The following is a 24,671-nucleotide window of genomic DNA, read 5'->3' as shown; positions in this document are numbered from 1 at the left end:
TCATGACCGAGTACGACATCGACGCCCTGCAGGTCCTGCCCGAGGAGGTCCGCACCGAGGACGCCCGTGGCGAGGAGCACGCCGCCGCGCTGATCACCGCCTGCCGCTGGCTCACGAGCGGCTGCTGACCGACTCCGACCGGGGGAGGGGGCCGGCACCCCGGCCGGCCCCCTCCCTCCCGGAGACGACCGTAGACTCGAACCATGACCAGGCTGACGGGCAGGGCCCTGCGGGTGACGGTCTTCGTGGGGGAGACCGACCTGTGGCACCACAAGCCGCTCTACACCCAGATCGTCGCCCGCGCCCGCGAGGCGGGCCTCGCGGGCGCGAGCGTCTTCCGCGGCATCGAGGGCTTCGGCGCCTCCTCGCTGATCCACACCCAGCGGCTGCTCTCGCTGAGCGAGGACCTCCCCGTCGCCGTGGTCATCGTCGACACCGAGGAGAAGATCCGCGCCTTCCTGCCCCGGCTCGACGACATGGTCGACGAGGGCCTGGTGATCCTCGACGACTGCGAGGTCATCCGTCACGTCGGCCGCGACAGGACCGCCTGAGGGACCGACAGGTGGCCGGCCGCCGGGCCGGAGACGCGGCACGGGCAGATGCGCGCCGGACCACGACGGCAGCCCCCGGCGTGCGCCACCGCCGGCACCTGCTCCGCCGGTCCTTCCCGATCCGGGAGAGGCCCCTCACGAGGGGGTGATCGCCGAGAGGCCCTTGCGGAGGTCCTCCGGGTCCATGACCGGTGAGTAGTGGACCTTGGCACCCATCTCCATGAAGAAGGGCTCCGAGATCTTCGGCAGCCGGGAGGGGTCGTCCAGGTCGAAGAACATGTACCCGGTCCGACAGCCGTCCTCGACGGTGAAGTACGCCGCCTCGGGACGGAGTTCCTCGAGCGCGCCCTCCACGGTCTTGAGCAGATTGCCCTGCCTGATCGCCTCGTTGGAGGTCGCGGTGTCCATCTGGACCTTCATCAGCATGCGCATGGCACGGCCTTTCCCGACCGGGCGGGCGCTCCGTTCGGGACGCCCGGGGCCCCGGACGTGCTCAGTACCAGCCTCCTCCTTCCCCTCCGCGGGGACCACTCGACCGGAACGGCGGCCTGCGCTCCACCACCCCGCTCCACACCCCCGTCCCCCGTCCCCTCGTGAGGACGGCCCGCACCCGCGCCGGCCCCTCCCCGATCCCTCCCGTACGCGCCGCCCGACGCGCGGCCGCCCTCACCGCTCCCGGGCGAGGAAGGCGGGGCGCAGGGACGCGTCCACCGGGTCGTAGTACCGGTGGAAGACCGGAGTCGTGGAGCCGGACACGGGCGGGACGATCCAGCTCCAGTCGGCGGGCGTGGGCCTGCCGTGCCGGCTCTCCCGCGCGACGTGACGCAGGAACCGCTCGGACTCGGTGTGGTGGTCCGCCATCGTCACCCCGGCCTCCTGGAAGGAGTGCAGCACCGCCACGTTGAGCTCCACGAGCGCCCGGTCCCGCCACAGCGTGCGCTCCGAGGAGCGGTCGAGGCCCAGGCGGTCGGCGACCGTCGGCAGGAGGTCGTAGCGCTCGGTGTCGGCGAGGTTGCGGGCGCCTATCTCCGTCCCCATGTACCAGCCGTTGAACGGCGCCGCCGGATAGCGCACCCCGCCGACCTCCAGCGTCATGTCGCTGATCGCCGGCACCGCGTACCAGCGCAGCCCCAGCTCCGCCAGCCACGCGTGGTCCGGATGCCGGAGCGGCACCTCCAGGACGCAGTCCTCCGGCAGCTCGTACCACTCCGGTCGCGCGCCCGGACGCTCCTCCACCATCAACGGAAGCACCTGGAAGGCCCCTTCCTCGCGCTTCCACCCCAGCTCGCGGGCGCGGGCCGTCGGCGAGGCGCCGCGCGGGTCGCCGATCCAGCGGCCCCCGGGAGTGCTGTGCCCGGCATAGCGCACCAGTTGGTCGTTGACGATCCGCGGTGCGGGGCGCCCCGGCCGGTCGGGTGCGAACACCGAGATCACCGGGCGGATCCGGCCGCCGTTCCCGGCGGTCCGCAGGTGGTCGAAGCAGGCGGCGGCGATGCCGTCGGCCGAGGTGACGTGCCGGAGGTCGCGCACCACGAGGCTGCGCCAGTAGAGCCTGCCGATGCAGCGGGCCGCGTTGCGCCACGCGACGCGGGCGCCGAAGGAGAGCTCGGCCGGAGTGTGCTCGTACGTGCCGGTCCGGTCGATCTCGGCCAGGACCTCGCGGACCCGGCGCTCCACGTCCCCGGCCCCGGGCTGCTCGTGGTGGAACTGCCGGACGAAACTCTCCGCCTCCCGGCGGTCCGTCACGCGCGGTGTCCGCGCGTGCGGTGGGGGCTGCGGCGCGTCGGACGGGGACGCGGACGTGAACGGACAGGTGCTGACGGCGGCGGCCTTGCGACGGCGGCCCAGGCTGAAGACCAAGGTGTTCCCTCCTGCGCCCATGACTACCGCACGCGTTCGCGCGGTTGTGGAGAGTGGGCGGAGTTCGGGAGGCGAAGGGCGCCGGGCTGATAGGGTGCCCGCCGCCGGGAGCCCGGGGACGGCCGACGGCGCGGTGCGGACCGGCGGCCCCGGCTCAGATCCCCCCGACCTTGGCCGCCGCCGAGAGCTCGTACACCAGCGTGACCGTCCGTCGGCCGCCGGGCGGCAGGGCGACGTCCCAGCGCACGATGCCCTCGGCGTCCACCGCGTCCGGGGCGGGGGAGCACGCCTCCTTGCGCAGGCGCACCTCCACCGCCGAGACCTCGGAGACGGGAATCCGCTCGCGGAGGACGACCACCCGGTCGCCCCGCTCCCCGGGCGGCGAGAACCGGGACAGGTGCAGCCGGACCGTGCGGGTGATCACGGTCCGCTGGGTGAGACCCGTGGTGTCGCGGGACTCCTCGGCGTGCCGGACCACCCGGTGGTCGTCACGGCTGCCGAAGGCGAGCTCGACGGCGGCGCCGGGAGCCGTGAAGTCCAGCGTGCCGCGGCCGGTGAACCCGCTGTCCCGGACGAGGTCCACGGGGCCGGCGAGCAGCGCGTGCCCGGACAGGTTGTCGAACCGCACCACCTGCGTGACCAGCGGGGAAAGCTCCGGTGCGCAGGCGTACTCGCTGCCGGCGGCCGTCGTGAACGCCGAGAGCGGCACCCGGTGGGCACGGCCGTCGCTCGGCACGGAGACGGGCGCGGGGGAGCGCAGCACCCGCGCCTCACCGCCGTCGTCCACGCCCGGCAGACCGAGCACCGGGGCCGGTCCGAGCGTCGGGATCTCCTCCTCGCGCACCTCGACGTCGATCGTGCGGCGTTCCGCCGGCGTCCGGTCCTCGAGCGTCAACCGGTCCTCGACCAGCCGCGGCGGCTCGCCGGCCAGGGCCGACCTCGCGGTCGACAGCGTCAGCCGCACGTCCGACCAGTCCTCGCCGGTGCGCTGCCAGACCACCGCGTCGGTCTCCAGCGTCAGGGACTCTCCGTCGAGCACGGCCCGGTAGGCCGGCCGCCACAGCGCGCACGGGGTGAGGTGGCTCAGCCGCAGCCGCGCGGGCCCCGCGGCCGTGGCCTCCACGGTCAGCTCGACATGGGCGACGAGCTCGGCCGGCTCCTCCTCGGCGAGCTCCATGACCCGGCGGACCTCGGAGAGTTCGGCGCGCAGCGCGGTCAGGCGCGCCTCCGCGGCGCGGAGCTCCTCGCCGTACGTGTCGCGCTCGGCGTCCACCCGGTCCAGTTCGCGGCTCCAGCGGGGCCCTTCGGACTCCCCGTGACCGGCGCCCTCGCCGATCTCCCGCAGCAGGTCGGCGGCGAGCCGTCCCAGCAGGTCGAGGCGGGCCCGCAACCGGTCGCGGCGCTGCTCCAGGGAGCGGCGCTCCTCTTCGAGGGCGTGGGCCCGGTGGCGGAGCGCGGAGTCGCCCCCGGCGGGCGGCACCGGCCCGCGCGGCGTCCAGTCGCGGACGAGCCGCACGTCGAGGACGGTGGCCGGAGGCCCGGAGGCCAGCTCGGCGTGCAGGGTGCGGTCGACGGCGAGCGCGCTGACCGGCCCGAGGCGCAGGCGCTGCACGCCGGCCTCCAGGTCGAGCACGGCGGTGCGCTCGACGTGCGCGCGGTCCTCCAGGCAGGTGACGGCGGTGACGGGCAGGGCGATCGGCCCGGTTTCCGTGGACATGGTGGGTGTCAGCTCCTGCGGTTGCCGTCGACCAGGGCCTTGCCGGCCGGTATGCGGATCTCGTAGCCGCCGTCGAGCACGGCGGTGCCGCCGGCGGGCAGCTCCACCCGCCAGACGCGGGTGCCCGGGGCGTGCCGCTCCGGCGCGGCGCCGTCCTCGGGCGCCGTCCAGTCGGCGCGTTCCTCGATGCGGACGTCCGGCTCGGAGGAGACCGGCACCCGCTCGTGGACCTCCACGGTGACCGGCCCCGCGAGGCGGTTGGCCAGTTCCACGTGGACGCGGTGGTCGAGCACGGTCACGTTGTTGCGCAGGCCCGCCGTCGACTCCTTCAGATGGGTGCGCCGGGTGACGCGGACGCCCTCGGCGGGACCGAGGCCCAGTCGGCGGACGCCGCCGGGCGCGAGCGTGGGCAGGGCTGCGGTCAGCAGGAAGTCGTCGTCGACGGTGACCTCCACCGGGCCGGCGAGCAACGCCTGGTCGGTGGCGTTGGAGACCGCGAGCGTCGCGTACACCGTCTGCTCCACGGACGGCACGCACAGGTGCTCGGCGCGCAGACCGACCGGGATCTCGCCGACGGTGACGGTGTGCCAGGTGCCGTCGGAGGGCACGTCGGCGCGGGCGGCCGCGTCGAAGCGGTGGTCGAACGAGCCCGCCGACTCCCGGGGGCGCACCGCGTGCTCGGGCAGCGGCAGCGCGGCGACCGCCTCGGCGCGGCGGCGGTACTCGGCCGCCACCGCGTCGGAGGAGGAACCGGGGAACAGCCGGCCGCGGCGACCCACCGGCTCCTCGGGGCCGGACAGCACCAGGGCGGCGTAGTCGAGTTCGGCGCCGCTCGGCCGCGGAGGGCCCACCGGCGGCGGTGGCGGCGGGGCCGCCGAGCCCGGAGCACGGGGCGCGGGGGCCCCGACGAAGGCCGCGTCACCGGCGCGCGGCCGGCCGCCCGGCGCCTGCGGGGCCGCCGGCGGCGCGATGCCGTACGCCTCCGGAGCGGAGCCGTACGCGCCGCCGGGCCGCGGCGGCCCGGCGAACGACGGAGGCGCGATCGGCGCCGGTGCCGGAACCGGCTCGGGAGCCGCCACGGGAAGGGGGACGGCGCCGCCCCCGGCCGCGGAGCCCGGCGCGCCGCCCCCCACCGCGAAGCCGCCGCGGAAAGGCGCCGGGCCCGCCGCCTCGTACCCGGTGAACAGGTCGGCGAGCCCCGCCGGGGGTTCGCGCCAGCCGGACGGCGCGGGCGCGGACTGGCGGCGCCCGATCCGGATCGAGCGGAGCGCCGGCAGGTCGGTGCGGCGCCCCAGGTCCGCCGTGGCCAGGGCGAGGCGCACCCCGGTCCAGTCCTCGCCGGTGCGCTGCGCGACCGAGGCGCGCAGCACCAGCCGGCCGCCGCCGTCGCCCTGACGGTGGGCGAGGCGGTACGTCGGCACCCAGACGGCACCCGGCACTCCGTACTCCAGCTCCAGTTCCACCTCCTCCTCGGCGCCGTGGAGGGTCAGCACGGCGCAGACGGAGGTCTCGACGTGCGCCGACGGCGCGTCGGTGGAGGCGCGGTCGAGCCTGTCGCAGGCGACTTCGAGCTCGTGCTCGGCGAGCCGGAGCGCCTCGTCCAGCTCGACGAGCCGGGCGTGCAGCCCCGTCAACCGCTCGTCGACGAAGTCGGCCAGCTCCAGCCACGCGTCGACCGGGGTGCGTCGGTGCGGGTCGTCGCGCTTGCGGCCGGGCGGGACCGGACGCAGGCCGCCGACCTCCTCGATCAGGGCCCGGTGCCGGTCGCGGCGCGCCGCCGCCGCCGCGTGCGCCTCGTGCAGCCGCTCGACCTCGCGCCGCAGGCCCTCGGGAGCGCCGCCGTCACCCGGTTCCGCCTCGACCTCCACCCGCGCCTCGGTGACCCGGGCCCCGGAGACGCCCAGGACCCGGGCCCGCAGCGAACCCGGGTCCAGCGCGCGCGGCAGCCCCGTCACCCGCACCCGGCCGTCCGGGGGCACGACGCCCCGGGCCAGGCGCCGGCAGAGCGCGCCCCGCGCGTACACCACGACCGAGTCGAGGCTCGACCCCCACCCCGGTACCGCACCGACCGTCATGCGTCCCCCTGTGTCCCGTCCGTGTCGGGGGAAGCCTACGCCGGACCGGTCCGGTGGTCCCGGGGGCCCGGGGCACCACGGGACACCACGGGGCCGGGACCTTGTCCCGGGAGCGCCGACGGCTGCAAGATCTTCCTCGTGGGGGGTTCGGGTGGGGATACGGCGAGGAAAGGCCGGACGTCGTGGGGCGGATGACCAAGGGGAGCAACGGATTCGTTCCGTCGGTGCCGTTGAGGATCGCCGTGCGCGGTGGCGTGGACGCCATGGCGCTGCTGCTCGGCGAGACCGGAAAGGTCCGGGGCGACGCGGACGTCGTCTTCCACGGCGCCCCGGTGCACCCCTCCGGGGCCGTCCGGCTGACGGAGGCGGTGCCGGGGGCGGCGCAGCCCGGTGCGGCGTGGCTGGAGGTCGGCCTCACCGCGGTGGAGGAGCAGATCACCCGTGTCCTCGTGGTCGGTTCGACGGAGCGCGGCGCGATGCGCGACGCCGCCGGACTGTCGGTGGAGGCCTTCGCTCCCGACGGCACCTCGGTGGCGCGGTACGACGTCACGGACGCCGCCGGGGAGACGGCGATGGTGCTGGCCGAGCTCTACCGGCGAGCGGGGGGCTGGAAGTTCCGCGCCGTGGGCCAGGGATGGACGAGCGGTCTCGCCGGTCTGGCCACGGACCACGGCGTGGACGTGGCCGACGGGGGAGGGAACGGAGCGTCGCCCGGCGGTGGCGTGCCGGCGCAGGCCGTGGTTCCTCCCGCGCCCGTGCCCGGTTTCGCGCCTCCGCCGGCCGCAGCGGCTCCGGCGCAGGTCCCGGGCTTCGCGCCTCCGGCCGCCGTCGCGCCCCCGGCACCCGCGCCGGGCTTCGCGCCCCCCTCGGCGGGGCAGGCTCCCGCGCCCGGTTTCGCACCCCCGCCCGTGGCGGTCGCCCCGGTGGCGGTCCCTCCCGCCGCCGTCCCTCCCGCGGCGGCCCCGCCCATGACCCCCCTCCCTCCCGGTGGCGCCGACCGGTGGACGTACGGGCCCGTCTTCGAGCCGTACACGGAGACGGGCCGCGACAACGACGTGATCACCGTGGGCGGGCTCCCGCCGGGGCCGGTCGTGGTCCAGCTCGACGTCAGGGGCGACGGTTACACGGGACTCTGGGTGCTCGACCGGCGCAACAAGGAGGAGGACAACCTCGTCAACAGCACGGAGGAGGACTTCCGGGGCCGTCTGCTGGCCACGGTCCCGGAGAACGGGACCCTGCGTCTGAAGCTGCAGGCCGAGGGGCCCTGGCAGGTCCAGGTGTCACCGTTGGCGGCGGCCCGTCGCCTGACGGAGGAGGAGGCGGAGTTCCGCGGCCCCGACGTACTGCTGCACACGGGGGGCGTGGCCGACCTGGCCGTCCACTACCGCGGCGACGACAACCTGATCGTCCACGTCTACGAACTCGCGGGGCACGACGACCACACGACCCTGCCCCGGTACGACAACGCGGTGAACGAGATCGGCAAGCGACGCGAGACCGTTCCGCTTCCCGAGGGGCCGCTCATCGTCCACTTCGAGATGGCGGACGGCCCGTGGCGGGCGCGGCTGAAGCGTCTGCAGCCGCCGACCCGGCCCCTGCCCCCGGCCCCGCCGGGCGCGGCCGCGCCCGGCCCGTTCGCCGCCCCCGGCGGACCGGCCTGGCCGGACGAGCGGGACGAGACCGTCCCGCGGAAGAGCTGGTTCCCACGCGGCCGGGGCTGACCGCCGGGACACCGGCGGCCGGGCCCGCCCCACGGTGGGCCCGGCCGCGCGCCCCGTCACGGCCCGGCGGCGGTCGCCGCGGCCAGGGCCTCGCCGACCTCGCCCGCCAGGGCCACCGGATCACCGGCCGGCGACGTCGGGTAGACCTGCCGGCCGTGGGCCCAGGCGTCGTCCCTGGCGAACCAGTCGACGGCGACCGGCGCCGCGCCCCGCACGAGCGCCGCGTCGAGGCTCGCGAAGTAGTCCGCCCAGCGCGGCCCGTACACGTCCTGGACGAGACCGTCCCACTCGCGGTTGGCGTAGTCGTGCAGGCCGCCGTTCTCGCTCGGCCCCCGGTCGGCCCAGGTGGTGAGGATCGAGCGGGCGTCGTACTCCAGCCGGTCGCTCTCCTCCGCGTCGGCCCCCCAGGAGCGGGCGTCGGCGAGCCACGGGCCCAGCAGGAAGCGGCGGTCGGAGGCGACGAGCCGTCCGAGCAGCTCCTCCGCGGCGTTCCACTCGCGCACCAGCGCCCGGAAGCCCTCCAGGTCCTTCGCCTCGTACGCGGCCCTGATCCGCGGCAGCAGGAGACGTCCGCGATTGGTGAGCGCCTGGCGCGCCACGTCCACCAGGTCGAAGCGGTACGCGTCCGAGCGCCGCAGCGCCGGGGCCACCTCCAGCAGCTCCGACAGGGCGCGCTCCACCGTGCCGGCGTCGTACCGCATGGCGGTCGGGCTCCAGCGCGCCGCCTTGACCGCCGTCAGGCTCGGCCGCGCGGCGAAGAGGCTGTCCTGCGGCTCGCTCCACGTGCCGGCGGCGCCGCTGTACGGGCCGAGGCGCAGCTGCTCCCACGCGGCGGCCGCGTGCGGGTCGGCGCCGCCGTAGCGCCGGGCGGCGTACGCGGCGAACCAGGCCCGCTGGTCGACCGGTCCCGGCTCCCAGGCGAGTTCGGTGAGCAGGTCGAACGAGGCGGGGTTCCCCCCGGTGCCCTCCGGGAGGTAGGCGATGCCGCGCAGGGCGCTGTCCGGCCGGTTCAGCCACGCGTGGAAACGGTCCGTCCAGACACCGGTGTTGGCGCCCATGCTGGTGTGCCCGCCGAAGTTGGCGATCGAGCCGAACGCGTAGGGCGCACCGCCCCACTGCGTCTCGCGGTCGAGTCCCTCGTAACGGTCGGAGAGCCCGTCGACGATCAGCACCCGGCTGCGGTCCACTCCGCTCAGGAGCGTCGCGGAGGGGTTGTTCTGCCAGCCGAGCATGACCCAGGTGGCCCCGGGGCGCGCGGCCTCCAGGGCCCGCTGAACGGCCCGCGCCGCCCGCGCGACGTCGACCGGTCCGGGGGTGCCGCCCTCGTGCAGCAGGTCCATCTTGAACATGTCGGCGTCACCGAACCGGTCCCGCTGCACCCGGTAGTAGGCGGCGGCCAGCTCGGCGAAGACGGGACCGGTCGGATCCAGCCAGTCGGGCCGGGCGAACCCGACCCACCGGCCCTGCGGGACGGTGACCGCGCCCGGGTTCCGGGCGGCGAAGTCCGGCGGCACCGTGCCGAAGAAGCCCGGCAGGACGGGCTTCATCCCCAAGGCGCGCAGGTGCTGCGCGATCCGGCTCCCCAGCGCCGCCCGGGCCTCGATCAGCCGCTCCGACACCGGCCCGCCGAAGCCCGACATGTTCTGCAGCAGCCACCAGGCCTGGTGCGCGGGGCCGGGAATCCATTCGCGCAGCTCCGCCGCGTCGTAGCCGAACTCCTGGAGGGCCCGGTAGTACGCATACTCGGCCCCGGTGGGCACGAAGACCTCGTTCACGCCGTGCAGCGCCATCAGGTCGATGTCGTGTTGGTACGAGGCGAAGTCGCGGTACGCGCCGGAGTAGCCCTCGTCGGTGTCGTTCAGGGCGTAACGGTGCGGCACGTTCGCCGACCGGGTGATCGTGCCGGGCACCGCGGGGAGCGTGACCGGCAGTCGGCCGACGCTGTCGCCCGGCCACCCGATGTCGACCCCCGCGACCCGCTCCAGGTACCAGCCCACACCGGTCAGCAGCGTGGCCGGCGAGGTGCCCCGCACCTGGATCGCCCCCGCCCCGCCGGAGACCGAGAAGTAGTCCCCGGAGTCCGGTTCCTCCACGGGGATCAGGGTGAACTGCGCGGCCCGGGACGGCAGCAGGCGCTTCAGCCCCGCCCGGGCCGGGGCCGGGTCGAAGAGGGGCACGGCGGCGGAGGCGGAGGCGCCGTCCGACGGAGTCGGCACGCCGGGCGCGGCGGCGGTCACGGCGGCGAGCACCGCGACGACGAGGGCGTTGCGGCAACGACGGATCAGGCGGCTGCCCATCTGGCTCCCTGCTCGAACGGGACGGCGGCAGGGGCCTGTCTCCGACCGGCCCCGGGACGATCACTCTCCGACGCCCCGCGCCCTCGGCCGCGCAAGCGGAGCCGGAGGACCGACGGCGCTCATCCTTGCGGGTGCGCGCGTTCGATTCGGGGGTACGAACCGGGCCGGGTCCCGCGGGGCGGGCCGCCCGGGGCGTCCGCGGCGGACGGTCCGTCGACGGGGGCGGACGGTCCGCCGACGGGGGGCGGACGGTCCGTCGACGGGGGCGGACGGTCCGTCGAAGGGGGCGCGGTGTATCTGACGACCAGTGGGGCCTGGCAGACTTCGGCCCTCAGACGGCAAGCGACTCCTGGAGGCCCCATGGCGCAGCGGCCCGGTCACAAGGCCCGCACGGCCCGCACGAGCGGGTACGTCCCCCGGCCCTCACACCGGCGCCCTCGGGCCTGTCCGGACGGGACGGCGACGCGATGAACCCGTGCCCGACCCGGCGCGCCGATCCGACCGCGCTGGTCGTCCGCAGCGCGCCCGCCGTGCCCGCCGCCGCCGTGCTGCTGCTCCACGGCGGTCGTGCCGACGGCCCCGAGCCGCCGCCCGCGCTCAACCTGCCGGCCCTGCGCATGCGCCCCTTCGCCACCGCCGTGACCCGGGCCGTCCGGGGGCGGGACGTGCTGATCGCCGAGGTGCGCTACCGCCACCGCGGCTGGAACGGCGCCCGGGCCGACGCCGCCCGGGACGCCGAGGCGGCCCTGGGACGGATCAGGGAGCAGGCCGGGCCCGTGCCCGTCGTGCTCCTCGGCCACTCCATGGGCGCCCGGGCCGCCCTCCGCGCGGCGGGCGACCCCGCCGTGCGCGGGGTCGTCGCGCTCGCGCCGTGGTGCCCCGCCGACGAGCCCGTGGACCACCTCGGCGGCCGGCGCCTCTACCTGCTCCACGACGAGACCGACCGGGTCACCTCAGCCCGTCAGTCCTGGGAGTTCGTCCGCCGGGCCCGGGAGGCGGGCGCCGACGCGGCGGGCATCCCCATGCCGACCGGCGGGCACGCCATGATCCGGGGCGCCGACCTCTGGCACCGGCGCGCGGCCGAACTCACCGCGGCGCTGCTCTCGCACGGCTGAGAACGGCCGGGGACGGCCGGGGGCGCGTGCGCCCCGGTCAGCGGATGCCGGCCGGGGGCGCGAGCAGCCCCGCACAGGCCGTCCGCGTCGCCGCGTGCACGGCGCGGGCGAGCCGCGCCCCCCACACCGACCGGGGCCCGGCGAACGACTCGACGGAGCTCCCGGCGCCGACGGCCGGCGAGGGCGCGGCCACGCAGACCGCGTCCGTCGGCGTGCCGGAGGCGTCGGCGCCCAGTTCGACCAGGGCCTGCACCTTGGCCTCGGTGGCGGTGGCGACCGCGTTCACGAGCGCGGCGTCCGTGAGCGGCACCGGCAGGGACACGATGATGTTGATCGTGCCGGGGCGCGGCGCCGCCACCCCGCCGGCTCCCGGGACCGCGGCCCAGCCCCGTACCCCGATCCCGGCGGTGACCAGGGCCTGCGCGCCGCCGTCCACGGCGTGCCGCCGGTCCGCGACCGACGCCGCGGTCATGAGCCCCACGCCCGCGCCTTCGAGGCCGGCCCCGGAGGCCAGGTCACGGAGGTGGGCGACGGGGTCGAGCCGGGCGTAGCCGGGCGGGACCTGGGCGTTGACGACCCACTGGCGCTCGCCGATGCCTCCGCCGAGGACGGCGCTCGACACCATGCGGACGCCCGGGCCCGGGGCCCACACGAGGAGCGGCCACTCCCGGCCCTGTTCTCCGTGAGAGAGGAGCGCGGCGTCGGCGAGCGACGGGCCGGTGAGAAGGGTTCGCGGAAGCACCCCACACCCTAACGCGCGGCCCGGGACCGGCCGGATCGGCCCGCCTCCGGCACCGGCATCGAAACCGCCTCCGGCACCGCTCCCGACACCGGCATCGAAACCGCTCCCGACACCGGCATCGAAACCGCTCCCGACACCGTCCCCGAAACCGACGTCGCCGCCGCCCCCCAAACCGCCCCCTGCACCGCCCCCGCCCCCGACACCGGCGTCGCCACCGCCCCGCCCGTCGGCGTCGCCCCCGCCCCCGACGCCGACGGGCGGGGCGGTCCGCTCCCGGGGGAACGCGGACCGCCCCGCCCGTCCAGGTGGGCGCCGCGGCGGTGCGGGCCGGCCCGTCAGTCCAGGGCCAGTACGGCCGTGAGGGCCGCCCGCACGGCCGACTCCGGGTCCTCCGACGTCCCTTCGGACCGCCAGGCGACGAATCCGTCCGGGCGGACCAGCACCGCGCCGTTCACGGTGACGCCGTGGGCCTCCGCCCAGTCCTCGCCGTCCACGGCCGAGAGCTCCGCGTCCGGTCCGCCGCCGATCCGGTACGAGTCGAGGGGCACCCCCAGGCGCTCGGCGACGCGCGCCGCCGCCGTGTGCCAGCCGCCGATGGCCCCCGCCGAACTCAACAGCACGAAGGACCGCTCGTACAGGTCCAGGGTGGAGATCCGCTCTCCGGCGCGGTCCAGCCAGAGGTGCGGCGCTCGGCTGCCGGCCTCGCCCGTCAGCCGCAGCCCGTCCGGGACGATCGGCACCGCCGGGTCCGCGCCCAGGACCGCGCCGCGCGGGTAGCGGTAGCCCAGCGCGACGTTGAGGATGCCGCCGCGCCTCCCGCCCGGGCCGCCCGCCCCCGGCTCGGGGCTGTACCCCGGGTGGCTGTGCTCGACCGAGCGCGACGAGGCGCGGGCACTGGTCGCCTCCGCGACCGGTCGGCGCTCCGCGTCGTAGGACGCGAGCAGACCGGGGCCGGCCCAGCCGCCCAGTACCGCGGCGAGCTTCCAGGCGAGGTTGTGCGCGTCCTGGATGCCGGTGTTGGAGCCGAAGGCCCCCGTGGGCGGCATCTCGTGGGCCGAGTCGCCGGCGAGGAACACCCGCCCGTCCGCGTACCGTTCGGCGATCCGCTCGGCCGCGTGCCAGGGTGCCCGCCCCGTGACCTCCACGTGCAGGTCCGGCACGCCCACGGCGCGCCGGATGTGTTCCCTGCACCGCTCGTCGGTGAACTCCTCCAGGGTTTCGCCGAGTTCGGGGTGCCAGGGGGCGTGGAAGACCCACCGCTCGGCGTTGTCCACCGGGAGGAGCGCCCCGTCCCCCTCCGGGCTGGTGAGGTAGCAGACGATGAAGCGGCGGTCGCCGACGACGGCCGCGAGGTCGCGCGACTCGAACGTGATGCTCACGTTGTGGAACAGGTCGCCCGGCCCGGTCTGACCGATGCCGAGCTGCTCGCGGATCGGGCTGCGCGGGCCGTCCGCCGCGACGAGGTAGTCCGCCCGGATGGTGGTGTGCTCGCCGGTCTCCCGGCTCTTGACCCGTGCCGTCACCCCTTCGGCGTCCTGCTCGAACGACATCAGCTCGGTCGAGTACCGCAGGTCCCCGCCCAGCTCCCGCGCGCTCTGCAGGAGCACCGGTTCGAGGTCGTTCTGGCTGCACAGGCACCATTCGGCCGGGCTGAACCGGGCCAGGCCGCCGCCCGGGTCGATGTGCCGGAACAGCCACTCGCCGGCATCGCCCACCAGGGTCGGCGTCTGCAGGATCCCGTTGTTCGCCGACAGGGTCTTCGCCGCCTCGTGGATGCGCTCCCGGACACCGGCGGCGCGGAAGACCTCCATGGTGCGCACGTTGTTACCGCGTCCGCGGGGGTGGATCGAGGTGCCCGCATGACGCTCGACGAGCGTGTGCGGCACGCCGAGACGTCCCAGGAAGAGCGAGGTGGACAGGCCCACCAGGGAGCCGCCCACGATGAGGACGGGCGTGCGGTGTCCGATCTCACCGGTCGCTTCGCTTCGGTTCATCGATGGCCTCCAGCGTCACCGGTGACGCGGGTCGGGGATGGGATGCAGATGCCTGCCCGGCCGAGCCGGGGACCGTGCGCGCGGGCCACCCGAATGACGCGCGGTTCACTCATCCGCCCCGTGGGGCTCGCGTGGATGTCGGGGCCGCGTGAAGGTTCGGTACATGACGACCCCGGCCTTCCCGGTCAGGCGGTCCCTTCCCGCTCTCGCAGACGAGAAAGAGGTGCGCCGGATGACCACCACGGCACGCATATCGCAGTCGGTGTTCGACGGGTCCAGGCTGCGGGTGATCCTGCTGCTCGACCTGTACGACGGAGCCCAGCAGCAGTTCCTCGAGGCGTACGAGGTCATGCGCAAGCAGGTGGCCGGCGTCCCCGGCCACATCAGCGACCAGCTGTGCCAGTCCATCGAGAACCCCTCGCAGTGGCTGATCACCAGTGAGTGGGAGAGCGCCCCGCCCTTCCTCGCCTGGGTGAACAGCGAGGAACACGTCGAGATGGTCAAGCCGATGCACAGCTGCGTCCGGGACACCCGGTCCATGCGCTACAGCATCCTCCGGGAGACCGGCGCGCAGCGGCCGCTCACCCCCGAGACCGTGTCGGGCGAGCAGGTGGCGGCCCGCGTGGGCGACGGCGTGACCCGCCACGCGCTCACCTTCACCGTCAAGCCCGGCTCCGAGTCGAAGGTCGCGGAGCTCCTGGCCGGCTACGAGTCCCCCGAGGCCCAGGTCGACGAGAACACGCGGCTGCGCCGCACCTCGCTGTTCATGCACGGCAACCGCGTCGTGCGGGCCGTCGAGGTGGAGGGCGACCTCCTGTCCGCGCTGCGGCACGTCGCCCGACAGCCCGGGGTCCGGGCCGTCGAGGAGGCCATCAACCCCTACCTGGAGCAGGACCGGGACCTCACCGACCCCGAGTCGGCCCGCGTCTTCTTCACCCGGGCGGCCCTCCCGGCCGTGCACCACGTGGTCTCCGCCCGCCCCGAGCCGGCCGGCCTGCGCCGCCACGCCCTGTACTACCCCGCGAAGGAGGGCCGCGGTTCGGACCTGGCGCGGCTGCTCGCCCAGCAGGACGCGGAGGCGGCCGTCGACCCCGACAGCCCCGTGTACGGCAGCACCGTCTTCCAGCGCGACGACGTCGTGGTGCGCCTCGTCGACGTCGAGGGCGACCTCGACCTCGACCCCGCCGCCGCCCTCGGCGTCAAGGGCGAGCGGAAGGCCAAGGTGCTTGAACGTCTCCTCGACGGCGCAGCGATCGGCGTCGAGGGACCCCTGGACAGCGAGCGCAACCTCAACCGGCTCCTGTCGCACGCCGACATGCTGCCCGTCACCGACCGTCGCGCGGCCGACTCCTGAGGGAACGGTCCCGGGCTCCCCGGCCCCCACCGTGGGCCCCGCCCCTGGCCCCCCACGGTGGGTCCCGCGCCCGACCGTGCGTCACCCGTCATCGCCACACCCGGAGGTATCAACCATGCTCCAGCAGCGTCCGCGCATCGTGAACCTGAGCGACACGGAACCCAACCGCAGACGCGGAGGGGACCTGCGGGCCATGCTCACGCCCGCCACCGTCGGCTCCACCAGCGGCTTCATGGGGCTGGCCATCATCCAGCCGGGCGACCGCATCGGCGAGCACTACCACCCGTACTCCGAGGAGTTCGTGTACGTCGTCCAGGGACTGCTCGAAGTGGACCTGGACGGCGAGACGCACACGCTCCTGCCGGACCAGGGCCTGCTGATCCCCGTCGACGTCCGGCACCGGTTCCGCAACGTCGGCGACGTGGAGGCCCGCATGGTCTTCCACCTGGGCCCCCTCGCCCCGCACCCGAGCCTCGGCCACGTCGACACCGAGGACACCGGCGCGACGGAACCGCACTCCTGCGACGGCGACCATGGCCGGGCGCTCGAGCGGGAGGGGGCCCTCGAGTGACCCGGCGCGTGGCCGTCACCGGCATCGGCGTGGTCGCACCGGGCGGCGCCGGCACGGCGGCGTTCTGGGACCTCCTCTCCCAGGGGCGGACCGCGACCCGGGGCATCACCCTCTTCGACCCCGTCGGCCTGCGCTCCCGCATCGCCGCCGAGTGCGACTTCGACCCGTACGCCCACGGTCTGCCTCCCGAACTGAGCGAGCACAACGACCGGTACGTCCAGTTCGCCGCCGTCGCCGCGGGGGAGGCCGTACGCGACTCCGGGCTCGACACCGCCGCCGAGAACCCCTGGCGCGTCGGCGTCAGCCTCGGCAGCGCCGTGGGCGGCACCACCCGCCTGGAGCACGACTACGTCCTGGTCAGCGAGGGCGGACGACGGTGGGACGTGGACCACCGCGCCGCCGACCCGAAGCTGCACCTGGCGTTCGCGCCCAGCACGCTCGCCGCGGTGGTCGCCGAACGGTTCGGGGCCCGGGGGCCGGTGCAGACCGTCTCCACCGGCTGCACCTCCGGCCTCGACGCCGTCGGCTACGCCTTCCACACCATCGAGGAGGGCCGGGCGGACGTCGTCATAGCAGGGGCGTCGGACTCGCCGATCTCCCCGATCACCATGGCCTGCTTCGACGCCATCAAGGCGACGTCGCCCGACAACGACGACCCCGAGCACGCCTCCAAGCCCTTCGACGACCGCCGCAACGGCTTCGTCATGGGCGAGGGCGCGGCGGTCCTCGTCCTGGAGGAGTACGAACACGCCAGGGCCCGCGACGCGCACATCTACTGCGAGATCAGCGGCTACGCCACCTACGGCAACGCCTACCACATGACCGGACTGACCGGCGAGGGACTGGAGATGGCCCGGGCGATCGACACCGCGCTCGACCAGGCCAGGCTCGACCCCACGGCGATCGACTACGTCAACGCACACGGTTCGGGCACCCGCCAGAACGACCGGCACGAGACCGCCGCCGTCAAGCGCTCCCTGGGCCACCACGCCTACGACACGCCCATGAGCTCCATCAAATCCATGGTGGGCCACTCGCTCGGGGCGATCGGCGCGATAGAGGTCGCCGCCTGCGTGCTCGCCCTGAAGCACCAGGTGGTGCCCCCGACCGCCAACTACGAGATCCCCGACCCCGAGTGCGACCTGGACTACGTGCCGCGCACCGCCCGCCCCCGGAAGCTGAGGAACGTGCTCTCCGTCGGCAGCGGCTTCGGCGGCTTCCAGTCCGCCGTGCTCCTGACAGGGCCGGGCGGGAGGACACCATGAGCACACAGCGGCCACGGCGGGCGGTCGTCACCGGCATCGGTGTGATCGCCCCCAACGGACTGCGCACCGACGCGTACTGGAAGTCCGTCCGGGAAGGCCTCGGCGTTCTCGGCCGGATCACCCGCGAGGGCTGCGAGCACCTGCCCCTCAAGGTCGCGGGCCAGGTCGAGGGCTTCGACGCCTCGGCCCTCATCGACGAACGCTTCCTCGTCCAGACCGACCGGTTCACCCACTACGCCATGGCGGCCGCCGCGCTCGCCCTCGACGACGCCGGCCTGGCCCACGAGGGCGGCGTCGAGGACCCCTTCTCCGTCGGCGTCGTCACCGCCGCCGGGTCGGGCGGCGGCGAGTTCGGCCAGCGCGAGCTGCAGAAGCTGTGGGGTCAGGGCTCCAAGTTCGTCGGCCCGTACCAGTCCATCGCCTGGTTCTACGCCGCGAGCACCGGCCAGATCTCCATCCGGCACGGCTTCAAGGGCCCGTGCGGGGTGGTCGCGAGCGACGAGGCGGGCGGCCTCGACGCCCTCGCCCACGCCGCCCGCGCCGTGCGGAGGGGGACCGGCGCGATGGTCGCCGGCGCCGCGGAGGCCCCCCTCGCCCCGTACTCGATGGTGTGCCAGCTCGGCTACCCGGAGCTGAGCACCGTCGACGACCCGGACCGCGCCTACCGGCCCTTCACGGCCAAGGCCTGCGGCTTCGTCCCCGCCGAGGGCGGTGCCATGCTCCTCGTCGAGGACGAGGCCCGCGCCCTCGACCGGGGCGCGACCGTACGGGCCACCGTCGCCGGCCACGGCGCCACCTTCACCGGCGCCTCCCGCTGGAAGGAGTCCAGGGAGGGGCTCGCCCAGGCCGTCCGGGTCGCCCTCGACGAGGCCGGCTGCGCCCCGGAGGAGATCGACGTCGTCTTCCCCGACGCCCTCGGCGTACCGGAGGCGGACCGCGCCGAGGCCCTGGCGCTCGCCGACGTGCTGGGCGCGCACGCCACGCGCGTCCCGGTGACGGCACCCAAGACCGGCTACGGCCGGGCCTACTGCGGGGCGTCCGTACTGGACACCGCGGCCGCCGTGCTCGCCATGGAACACGGCCTCGTGCCCCCCACCCCCCACGTGTACGACATCGACTGCGACCTCGACGTGGTGATGTCCCGCGCTCGGCCCGCCGAGCTGCGCACGGCCCTCGTCCTCAGCAGGGGACTCATGGGATCCAACGCGGCGCTCGTCGTGCGCCGCGGTGGCGGACTCGCCCGGTAGGACCGGGCGGGGAAGGAGAAACACACATGATCACCACTGGACTCACCTTCGTCGAACTGGCCGCGCTGATGAAGCAGTCGGCCGGCGTCACCGTCGACCCCGCAGAGCTCGAAGAGGCCCCCGAGGCCCCCTTCAGCGGTCTCGGCGTCGACTCGCTCGGCCTCCTCGGCATCGTCGGCGAGCTGGAGAACCGGCACGGCGTGGCGCTGCCCCCCGACGCCGAGCGCTGCAAGACGCCGGCGGAGTTCGTCGCCCTCGTCAACAACACCCTCGCAGGAGTCTGACGTGTCCGGACACACCGACAACAGCATCACCATCGACGCCCCCCTCGACCTCGTCTGGGACATCACCAACGACCTCGAGAACTGGCCCCGGCTCTTCAGCGAGTACGCCTCCGTCGAGGTCCTGAAGCGTGAGGGCGACACGACCACCTTCCGCCTGACCATGCACCCCGACGAGAACGGGAAGGTCTGGAGCTGGGTGTCGGAGCGCACCACGGACCGCGAGAACCGGAGGGTCCGGGCGCGCCGCGTCGAGACCGGGCCGTTCGCGCACATGGACATCGCCTGGGAGTACGAGGAGCTGCCCGGCGGCGTCCAGATGCGGTGGGTCCAGGACTTCGCGATGAAGCCCGACGCCCCCGTCGACGACGCGTGGATGACGGACAACATCAACCGCAACTCCCGCACCCAGATGGCCCTCATCCGGGACCGCATCGTGCAGGCCGCGCGCGAGCGGCGGAGCGCGCCGGTCACCCCCGCCTGACGGACACCGGACGGGACCGTCCGAGGAAGGAAAACGATGCACCACGCACTGATCGTCGCCCGCATGGCGCCCGGCTCGGCGCCCGCGATCGCGGACGTGTTCGCCGACTCCGACCGCGGCGAGCTGCCGCACCTGGTGGGGGTCGCCCGTCGCAGCCTGTTCCAGTTCGGCGACGTCTACCTGCACCTCATCGAGTCCGAGCAGGACCCGGCGCCGAACGTCGCCAGGCTGGCCGGACACCCCGAGTTCCGCGGCGTCAGCGAGCGTCTGTCGGCGTACGTCAGCGCGTACGACCCGACGACCTGGCGCAGCCCCAAGGACGCCATGGCGCACTGCTTCTACCGCTGGGAGCGGGACGCCGGCTCCTGAGCCGGGAACCCGGTGAAACCCGAGGCCGCCCGCCCCGCGTCAGACGCGGAGCGGGCGGCCTCGGGTCGTCCCGGCCCGGTCAGGCCGGGACGGTGCACTCGAAGGCGTGGAGGTACGCGTTGACCGGACGGATCTCGCCGATGACGAGCCCGGCGTCCGTGAGCCGCTCCACCATGCTCTGCCGGGTGTGCTTCGCGCCGCCGACGTTGAGCAGCAGGAGCAGGTCCATGGCCGTCGTGAACCTCATCGACGGGGTGTCGTCCACGAGGTTCTCGATGACGACGACGCGGGCTCCGGGCCGCGCCGCCTTCCGGACGTTCGCCAGCAGCCTGCGGGTGCTGTCGTCGTCCCACTCCAGGATGTTCTTGATGACGTAGACGTCGGCCTGGACGGGGACGTCCTCGCGGCAGTCGCCGGGCTGGATCCGGACCCGGGGGGCGAGCGAGCCGCCCTCCCGCAGCCGGGGATCGGCGTTGCCGACCACCGCCGGCAGGTCGAGGAGCGTGCCGTGCAGCGCGGGGTGCTTCTCCAGGAGGCTCGCCAGGACGTGGCCCTGGCCGCCGCCGATGTCCGCGACGGAGGCGGCCCCGCGCAGGTCGAGCAGTTCGGCGACGTCCTCGGCCGACTGCCTGCTCGACGTCGTCATGGCCCGGTTGAACACGTGCGCGGACTCGGGGGCCTCCTCGTTGAGGTACGAGAAGAACTCCCGCTCGTACACGTCCTCGAAGACGTTCCGGCCGGAGCGCACCGCCTCGTCGAGCTTGGGCCAGACGTCCCAGGTCCAGGGCTCGGTGCACCACAGCGCGATGTAGCGCAGGCTGTGCGGGTCGTCCTCGCGCAGCAGACGGGACATCTCGGTGTGCGCGAAGGCGCCGTCGGGCTGTTCGGTGAACACGCCCTGGCAGGACAGGGCGCGCAGCAGCCGCCGCAGGGTCCGCGGTTCGGTCTTCACCTCGGCCGCGAGGTCCTCGACGGTCATGGGCGTGTCGCCCAGGGCGTCGGCCACGCCCAGACGGGCGGCCGCGCGCACGGCGGCGGCGCACGCCGCGCCGAAGACGAGTTCTCTCAGCCGCATGGGCGGCGGGGGAGCGGGATCGACGGTCGTCATCTGTTTCGCCTTGCCTTTGCTGTCGTGCCGTACGGGTGGGGGAGGGGGAGGGTCAGCACATGCCCGCGGGTTCGGAGACGCCGCAGGTGTTGCCGCGGAAGGTGTAGGTCGTGCCGACGTCGCGGTTCGCCAGGTCGGCGGTGCCGTTGCGCAGCGCCACGTTGTCGCGGATCTCGATCCGCTCGTTGGGGACGCCCACGAAGCTCTTGAAGAGCACGATGCCGCCGGACAGCGGCGAGCCGCCCACGTTGTCCTCGACCCTGTTGTGCGCGACGACGGTGTCCTCGGCGCCGGTGAGCACGATGCCCGAGCCCTGCAGGGCGGGCAGGCGCGGGGTCTTCGGACACAGCTTGTTGTTCTCGTGGATGTGGTTCCGGCGCACGGTCATCGCCCCGGCGCGCGGCGTGGACTCGTCGCCCACGACGAACACGGCGGCGCAGTTGCCGGTCGCCTCGTTGTGGTCGACGGTCAGGTTCCGCAGTCGTCGCACGGTGATGCCGATCCGGTTGCCGGACACGCGGTTGCCGCTGACGACGGTGCCGTGGGTGTCGGTGGCCCCTCCCTCCTCGGTGACGGTGTTGGCCAGGAAGAGTCCGGCGTCCCCGTTGTTCCGGGCGACGTTGTGCCGCAGCACGCCGCGGACGGAACGCTCCTGGGCGATGCCCCAGGTGCCGTTGGACTCGGCGGTGACCCCCTGGACGCGCAGGCGGTCGGTCCACTTGGCCCACAGGCCGTTCTTGGCGAAGCCCCGGAGGGTCAGCGAGCGCACGGTCACGCCCTGGACGGGGCGGGCCTCGGTGCCGGTGACGCAGATGCCGTTGCCCGCCCGGGAGCAGGCGTCGGTGCCCGGCGTGCCCGCGGGCACGACGACGGTGGGGAGGACGCCCGAGCCGCGGAGCGTCAGGTGCGGAGTGGTGATGCGGACGCTCTCGCGGTACGTGCCCGGGGCGAGGAGGACCGTGTCGCCGGGGCGCGCGGAGTCCACGGCCTTCTGGATCGATTCGCCCGGCTTCACCCGGTGCACCGACCGGCTGTCGGCCGACGGAGCGGCGGCGCCGAGCCCCGAGGCCGTGAGGGCCGCGGTGCACGCCAGGAGGGCGATCTGTCGTTTCGTCATATCGCGAAGTTATGAGTGGGCGTTCCGGCCCGCCACCGCTGATCCCCCGGCCGGGACGGGCCCGGCGGAGGGTCCCGGCGGACGGGCGTGCCGGCACTGGGCCGTTCGCGTGCGGCGCGGGATCACCCGGGGGGCGGTACTCCCACCCCGGTGACCTGCTGCGACGGGTGCGGCCTGCGCCGGTCGTGAGCCCGACCGGAGGGCGGCCGAACGCGCTCCCCGCGTTGCGGGGGCCGCGCGCCGGCCTTTGCCTCGTGCAGGGAGCACAGCACAGGTGCCGCGCGAAGGAGCCGGCCGGAAAGCTCCACCGAAGGAGAGAAGCATGCGTCGCGCACGTACCGGTCTGCAGGTCGGCCTGATCGTCGGCGCCGTCGTCCTGTCCGCCCCGACGGCATTCGCCGCGCCCGGGGGATCCGACGTCCGCATCACCCCCCTGAACGCCTCGCCCGGCACCACCGTCACCGTCTCCACCGCCGCCTGCGGCAAGGAGACCTACGGCAAGGGGGAGTCGGAGGCGGGCGGCCGGTTCCACCTCCTGCCGGGCGCTCGGCCGGGTGTCCTGGAGGGCCGGTTCGTCGTCCCGGAGGGCGCGGCCTCCGGGACGGACACGGTCACCCTGAAGTGCCCGCCCCGGGTCAAGCAGACCGTCACCTACAGCATCTCCCACCGGCCCCGCGGCGGCGTCGAGGCCGGCTTCGGCTGGGCGGCCGGAGTGGCCGGCCCCGCCGGGAGGACCGTGGCGGCGCCCGCCGGGAAGGCCGTGGCGGCCCCCGTCGAGAAGGCCGCGACGGACTCCACGAGCACTCCGCTCGTCCTGGGCGGCGTCCTGCTGGCCGGTGCGGTGGCGGCCGGGGCGGTCCGGCTGCGCCGGCGCGAGAGGGGGGCCCGTACCTCCGCCTGACCGTCGGGGCACCGTCCTCGGCAGGGAGTGGCCGCCACCCGGACGTCCGGGTGGCGGCCACTCCCTTGTGTCGCGGAAGCCAGAACCTGATCGGTTTATTGCATTTTCAATGCGACGCTTGGTCGTTTTTATCTGCATGGAATGACCGGTGGAGGCTGTCCTTCCAGCAAGGTCACATGGCGAACCCGAACTGACTATGCTCCCCGATGTGTTGCGGAGCGCTCACAGCGAGTCATGAACGCTGCGAGCGCACGGACGGAGCGCGGCCGCGAGAAAAGCGGCCATCGACGCGATCTCGAAGCGACCCGCCGGCGCATCGCATCACCTCAGTCCGTTCATTTCAGACGGTTTAGGGACCCCCTGATGGTTCGTGCAGGTTCAATTTCCAGACCCCGGCCGACCGCCGTCGCCCGGGTATGGCTCCTCCCTCCCGGAGTTCTGGCCGCGGCCTCCGCCATAGCGCTGCTGCTCTGTCCCGCGCCGATACGGACACCGGTCGCCTGGTGCGGACTCGTCGCGGTCCTCCTGACGGTCCTCACCTCCGCCGTCGCCGCGCGCCGAACCCGCGCGGCCGAAGCGGACCGCCACACCCGGGCGATCGCCGAGACGGCGGAGCGGCACGCCCAGCGCGAGGCCGAGCTGCTCGGACGCCTGGCCGACCAGCGGGCCACCGTCGCCTGGCTCGCCGAGGAGCTCCTGCCCGCGACCGTCGCCCGTCTGCAGAAGGGCGACCCCTCCTCGGAGATCCTGGGAGCCATCACCTTCGGGAAGCACCTCGACCCCGACTACACCGAGGCGCTCAAGGAGGCCATGCGGACCTTCCTGGAGGCCGTGGAGGCCGAGGAGCACACCCGGGACGCCTCCCAGCGGGCCCTGGTGGCGGTCGCGCGCCGGGTCCAGGCGATCGTGCACCAGCTCGCCAAGGACCTCCACGCCATGCAGATCCTGCACGGCACGGACCTCGTGGTCTCCCGCGGCCTGCAGAACGTCGACCACCGCAACGCCCTGATCGGCCGCCTCGCGGCCAGCATCGCGGTCCTCGGCGACGCCCGGCCCGGCCGCCAGTGGTCGAAGGCGATCCCGCTCTACGACGTCCTGCGCGGGGCCATGTCGCGCATCGTCGACTACCCCCGGGTGAAGCTGCAGTCGGTGACCGAGGTGGCGGTGATCGGCCCCGGCGCCGAGCCGCTGATGCACCTGCTGGCCGAACTCCTCGACAACGCCACGACGTTCTCGCCGCCGCACACCCCCGTGGAGGTGACCGCGAGCGAGGTGCCCTCCGGCATCGCCATCGAGATCGAGGACCGCGGCGTCGGACTCACCGAAGAGGTCCGGCAGCGCGTCGAGCGCGTCATGGCGCAGTCGCAGACCGGAATCAACCTGTCGGGCCTGGGCGAACTCACCCAGCTCGGCCTCCCGGTCGTCAGCCGACTGGCCCGCGAGCACGGCTGCGAGGTCGACCTGCGCACCTCCGCCTACGGAGGCGTACGGGCCGTGGTCCTCGTCCCCCGCCGTCTGATCACCACGGTCCCGCAGTCCGCCCTGCGGATCCCGGACCTCGCCCGGAGGCGTGCGGGCGGCGGCCCCGTCCTGCCCCGGCCGGCCCCGGCGCCCGACGCCACCACGGGATCCGGCGGGGTCAGGAAGACCGCCAACGGACTCCCGCAACGACGACGGGAGTCTCCCGTGCTCCCGCAGCGACGACGCGAGTCGCCCGTCCCCACCCCGGTCGTCCAGACGGGGCCCGCGCCCGCCGATCCGGCGCCCTCCCGGGCCACCTCCGCCGGCGCCCGCCAGCCGGGCCTGATGTGGGAGGCGTTCAACGGCGACAAGAGAGGCGACAAGAGAGCGGTCGCCGAACCTTCCCCTTCTCCCAGCGAACCGTCAGATGAGGACGAGTAA

At 74.6% G+C, this 24,671-nt stretch carries 22 protein-coding genes; 13 read left to right on the top strand and 9 right to left on the bottom strand.

What is annotated here, in order from left to right:
- Nucleotides 1-2: 2 nt before the first annotated feature.
- On the top strand, nt 3-128 hold the full coding sequence (locus IE180_RS37115; RefSeq protein WP_255325155.1) for a hypothetical protein: 126 nt from the start codon (nt 3-5) through the stop codon (nt 126-128).
- A gap of 75 nt (nt 129-203) precedes the next feature.
- On the top strand, nt 204-551 hold the full coding sequence (locus IE180_RS08135; RefSeq protein WP_190156094.1) for a DUF190 domain-containing protein: 348 nt from the start codon (nt 204-206) through the stop codon (nt 549-551).
- A 135-nt stretch (nt 552-686) separates the two neighbouring features.
- On the opposite strand, the gene IE180_RS08130 is transcribed toward IE180_RS08135, so the two are convergent.
- The 4 genes from IE180_RS08130 to IE180_RS08115 all read right to left on the bottom strand — a co-directional run bounded on the left by IE180_RS08130 (nt 687) and on the right by IE180_RS08115 (nt 6,203).
- A complete protein-coding gene (locus tag IE180_RS08130) occupies nt 687-983 on the bottom strand; it encodes a DUF3303 family protein (RefSeq protein ID WP_190156093.1) in 297 nt (98 codons plus the stop codon).
- A 234-nt stretch (nt 984-1,217) separates the two neighbouring features.
- On the bottom strand, nt 1,218-2,411 hold the full coding sequence (locus IE180_RS08125) for a nitric oxide synthase oxygenase (RefSeq protein WP_229860370.1): 1,194 nt from the start codon (nt 2,409-2,411) through the stop codon (nt 1,218-1,220).
- A 154-nt stretch (nt 2,412-2,565) separates the two neighbouring features.
- Complete coding sequence (locus IE180_RS08120) at nt 2,566-4,128, bottom strand: mucoidy inhibitor MuiA family protein (RefSeq protein ID WP_190156091.1); 1,563 nt, start codon at nt 4,126-4,128, stop codon at nt 2,566-2,568.
- 8 nt (nt 4,129-4,136) lie between these two features.
- Complete coding sequence (locus IE180_RS08115) at nt 4,137-6,203, bottom strand: DUF4139 domain-containing protein (RefSeq protein ID WP_190156090.1); 2,067 nt, start codon at nt 6,201-6,203, stop codon at nt 4,137-4,139.
- Nucleotides 6,204-6,394: 191 nt separating this feature from the next.
- Between IE180_RS08115 and IE180_RS08110 the strand changes: the two genes are divergently transcribed.
- Nucleotides 6,395-7,924, top strand: a complete 1,530-nt coding sequence (locus tag IE180_RS08110; RefSeq protein WP_229860369.1) for a TerD family protein — start codon at nt 6,395-6,397, stop codon at nt 7,922-7,924.
- Between the two features lie 56 nt (nt 7,925-7,980).
- Here the strand turns inward: IE180_RS08110 and IE180_RS08105 are convergent, their stop codons facing one another.
- The gene (locus tag IE180_RS08105; RefSeq protein ID WP_190156088.1) at nt 7,981-10,221 is read right to left on the bottom strand and encodes an alpha-N-acetylglucosaminidase; all 2,241 of its coding nucleotides are present in this window, start codon (nt 10,219-10,221) and stop codon (nt 7,981-7,983) included.
- Between the two features lie 467 nt (nt 10,222-10,688).
- Between IE180_RS08105 and IE180_RS08100 the strand changes: the two genes are divergently transcribed.
- Nucleotides 10,689-11,336, top strand: coding sequence for an alpha/beta fold hydrolase (locus tag IE180_RS08100; protein WP_190156087.1), 648 nt, complete (start codon nt 10,689-10,691; stop codon nt 11,334-11,336).
- 37 nt (nt 11,337-11,373) lie between these two features.
- On the opposite strand, the gene IE180_RS08095 is transcribed toward IE180_RS08100, so the two are convergent.
- Entirely contained in the window at nt 11,374-12,078 is a 705-nt protein-coding gene (locus IE180_RS08095) for an adenosylcobinamide amidohydrolase (RefSeq protein ID WP_190156086.1), read from the bottom strand.
- A gap of 335 nt (nt 12,079-12,413) precedes the next feature.
- Entirely contained in the window at nt 12,414-14,072 is a 1,659-nt protein-coding gene (locus IE180_RS08090) for an FAD-dependent oxidoreductase (protein ID WP_190156085.1), read from the bottom strand.
- Nucleotides 14,073-14,304: 232 nt separating this feature from the next.
- Here IE180_RS08090 and IE180_RS08085 point away from each other — a divergent pair, with 232 nt between their 5' ends.
- The 7 genes from IE180_RS08085 to IE180_RS08055 all read left to right on the top strand — a co-directional run bounded on the left by IE180_RS08085 (nt 14,305) and on the right by IE180_RS08055 (nt 19,643).
- A complete protein-coding gene (locus IE180_RS08085) occupies nt 14,305-15,426 on the top strand; it encodes a SchA/CurD-like domain-containing protein (protein ID WP_190156084.1) in 1,122 nt (373 codons plus the stop codon).
- A 115-nt stretch (nt 15,427-15,541) separates the two neighbouring features.
- Nucleotides 15,542-15,997 carry a cupin domain-containing protein gene (locus IE180_RS08080; RefSeq protein WP_190156083.1) on the top strand — a complete coding sequence of 152 codons (456 nt, stop codon included), beginning with the start codon at nt 15,542-15,544 and terminating at the stop codon, nt 15,995-15,997.
- On the top strand, nt 15,994-17,262 hold the full coding sequence (locus tag IE180_RS08075; RefSeq protein WP_190156082.1) for a beta-ketoacyl-[acyl-carrier-protein] synthase family protein: 1,269 nt from the start codon (nt 15,994-15,996) through the stop codon (nt 17,260-17,262). Before IE180_RS08080 ends, IE180_RS08075 begins: the two co-directional genes overlap by 4 nt.
- On the top strand, nt 17,259-18,509 hold the full coding sequence (locus IE180_RS08070; protein ID WP_190156081.1) for a ketosynthase chain-length factor: 1,251 nt from the start codon (nt 17,259-17,261) through the stop codon (nt 18,507-18,509). Before IE180_RS08075 ends, IE180_RS08070 begins: the two co-directional genes overlap by 4 nt.
- Before the next feature lie 26 nt (nt 18,510-18,535).
- A complete protein-coding gene (locus IE180_RS08065; protein WP_190156080.1) occupies nt 18,536-18,793 on the top strand; it encodes an acyl carrier protein in 258 nt (85 codons plus the stop codon).
- Nucleotide 18,794: 1 nt separating this feature from the next.
- On the top strand, nt 18,795-19,274 hold the full coding sequence (locus tag IE180_RS08060) for an SRPBCC family protein (protein ID WP_190156079.1): 480 nt from the start codon (nt 18,795-18,797) through the stop codon (nt 19,272-19,274).
- A gap of 36 nt (nt 19,275-19,310) precedes the next feature.
- Nucleotides 19,311-19,643, top strand: a complete 333-nt coding sequence (locus tag IE180_RS08055; protein WP_030690533.1) for a TcmI family type II polyketide cyclase — start codon at nt 19,311-19,313, stop codon at nt 19,641-19,643.
- Nucleotides 19,644-19,722: 79 nt separating this feature from the next.
- Here the strand turns inward: IE180_RS08055 and IE180_RS08050 are convergent, their stop codons facing one another.
- Together IE180_RS08050 and IE180_RS08045 are read right to left on the bottom strand one after the other, a co-directional pair.
- Complete coding sequence (locus IE180_RS08050) at nt 19,723-20,751, bottom strand: methyltransferase (RefSeq protein WP_190156078.1); 1,029 nt, start codon at nt 20,749-20,751, stop codon at nt 19,723-19,725.
- A 52-nt stretch (nt 20,752-20,803) separates the two neighbouring features.
- Nucleotides 20,804-21,868: a right-handed parallel beta-helix repeat-containing protein gene (locus IE180_RS08045; protein ID WP_190156077.1), complete on the bottom strand. Its 1,065-nt coding sequence runs from the start codon at nt 21,866-21,868 to the stop codon at nt 20,804-20,806.
- A 322-nt stretch (nt 21,869-22,190) separates the two neighbouring features.
- On the opposite strand from IE180_RS08045, the gene IE180_RS08040 reads away from it, so the two are divergent.
- On the top strand, nt 22,191-22,769 hold the full coding sequence (locus IE180_RS08040) for a sortase (protein ID WP_190156076.1): 579 nt from the start codon (nt 22,191-22,193) through the stop codon (nt 22,767-22,769).
- Between the two features lie 363 nt (nt 22,770-23,132).
- The gene (locus tag IE180_RS08035; RefSeq protein WP_190156075.1) at nt 23,133-24,671 is read left to right on the top strand and encodes a sensor histidine kinase; all 1,539 of its coding nucleotides are present in this window, start codon (nt 23,133-23,135) and stop codon (nt 24,669-24,671) included.

This window comes from Streptomyces litmocidini, from assembly GCF_014649755.1.
GTDB lineage: Bacteria > Actinomycetota > Actinomycetes > Streptomycetales > Streptomycetaceae > Streptomyces > Streptomyces litmocidini.
The sequence above is the reverse complement of the archived record's forward strand: the minus strand, read 5'-3'. Positions and strand labels throughout refer to the sequence as shown.

Coding starts and splice junctions, on each gene's coding strand:
- IE180_RS08050 (WP_190156078.1), bottom strand. CDS start 20,751: ATGACGACCGTCGATCCCGCTCCCCCGCCGCCCATGCGGCTGAGAGAA.
- IE180_RS08070 (WP_190156081.1), top strand. CDS start 17,259: ATGAGCACACAGCGGCCACGGCGGGCGGTCGTCACCGGCATCGGTGTG.
- IE180_RS37115 (WP_255325155.1), top strand. CDS start 3: ATGACCGAGTACGACATCGACGCCCTGCAGGTCCTGCCCGAGGAGGTC.
- IE180_RS08120 (WP_190156091.1), bottom strand. CDS start 4,128: ATGTCCACGGAAACCGGGCCGATCGCCCTGCCCGTCACCGCCGTCACC.
- IE180_RS08115 (WP_190156090.1), bottom strand. CDS start 6,203: ATGACGGTCGGTGCGGTACCGGGGTGGGGGTCGAGCCTCGACTCGGTC.
- IE180_RS08100 (WP_190156087.1), top strand. CDS start 10,689: ATGAACCCGTGCCCGACCCGGCGCGCCGATCCGACCGCGCTGGTCGTC.
- IE180_RS08105 (WP_190156088.1), bottom strand. CDS start 10,221: ATGGGCAGCCGCCTGATCCGTCGTTGCCGCAACGCCCTCGTCGTCGCG.
- IE180_RS08110 (WP_229860369.1), top strand. CDS start 6,395: ATGACCAAGGGGAGCAACGGATTCGTTCCGTCGGTGCCGTTGAGGATC.
- IE180_RS08055 (WP_030690533.1), top strand. CDS start 19,311: ATGCACCACGCACTGATCGTCGCCCGCATGGCGCCCGGCTCGGCGCCC.
- IE180_RS08090 (WP_190156085.1), bottom strand. CDS start 14,072: ATGAACCGAAGCGAAGCGACCGGTGAGATCGGACACCGCACGCCCGTC.
- IE180_RS08135 (WP_190156094.1), top strand. CDS start 204: ATGACCAGGCTGACGGGCAGGGCCCTGCGGGTGACGGTCTTCGTGGGG.
- IE180_RS08045 (WP_190156077.1), bottom strand. CDS start 21,868: ATGACGAAACGACAGATCGCCCTCCTGGCGTGCACCGCGGCCCTCACG.
- IE180_RS08130 (WP_190156093.1), bottom strand. CDS start 983: ATGCGCATGCTGATGAAGGTCCAGATGGACACCGCGACCTCCAACGAG.
- IE180_RS08080 (WP_190156083.1), top strand. CDS start 15,542: ATGCTCCAGCAGCGTCCGCGCATCGTGAACCTGAGCGACACGGAACCC.
- IE180_RS08040 (WP_190156076.1), top strand. CDS start 22,191: ATGCGTCGCGCACGTACCGGTCTGCAGGTCGGCCTGATCGTCGGCGCC.
- IE180_RS08085 (WP_190156084.1), top strand. CDS start 14,305: ATGACCACCACGGCACGCATATCGCAGTCGGTGTTCGACGGGTCCAGG.
- IE180_RS08035 (WP_190156075.1), top strand. CDS start 23,133: ATGGTTCGTGCAGGTTCAATTTCCAGACCCCGGCCGACCGCCGTCGCC.
- IE180_RS08065 (WP_190156080.1), top strand. CDS start 18,536: ATGATCACCACTGGACTCACCTTCGTCGAACTGGCCGCGCTGATGAAG.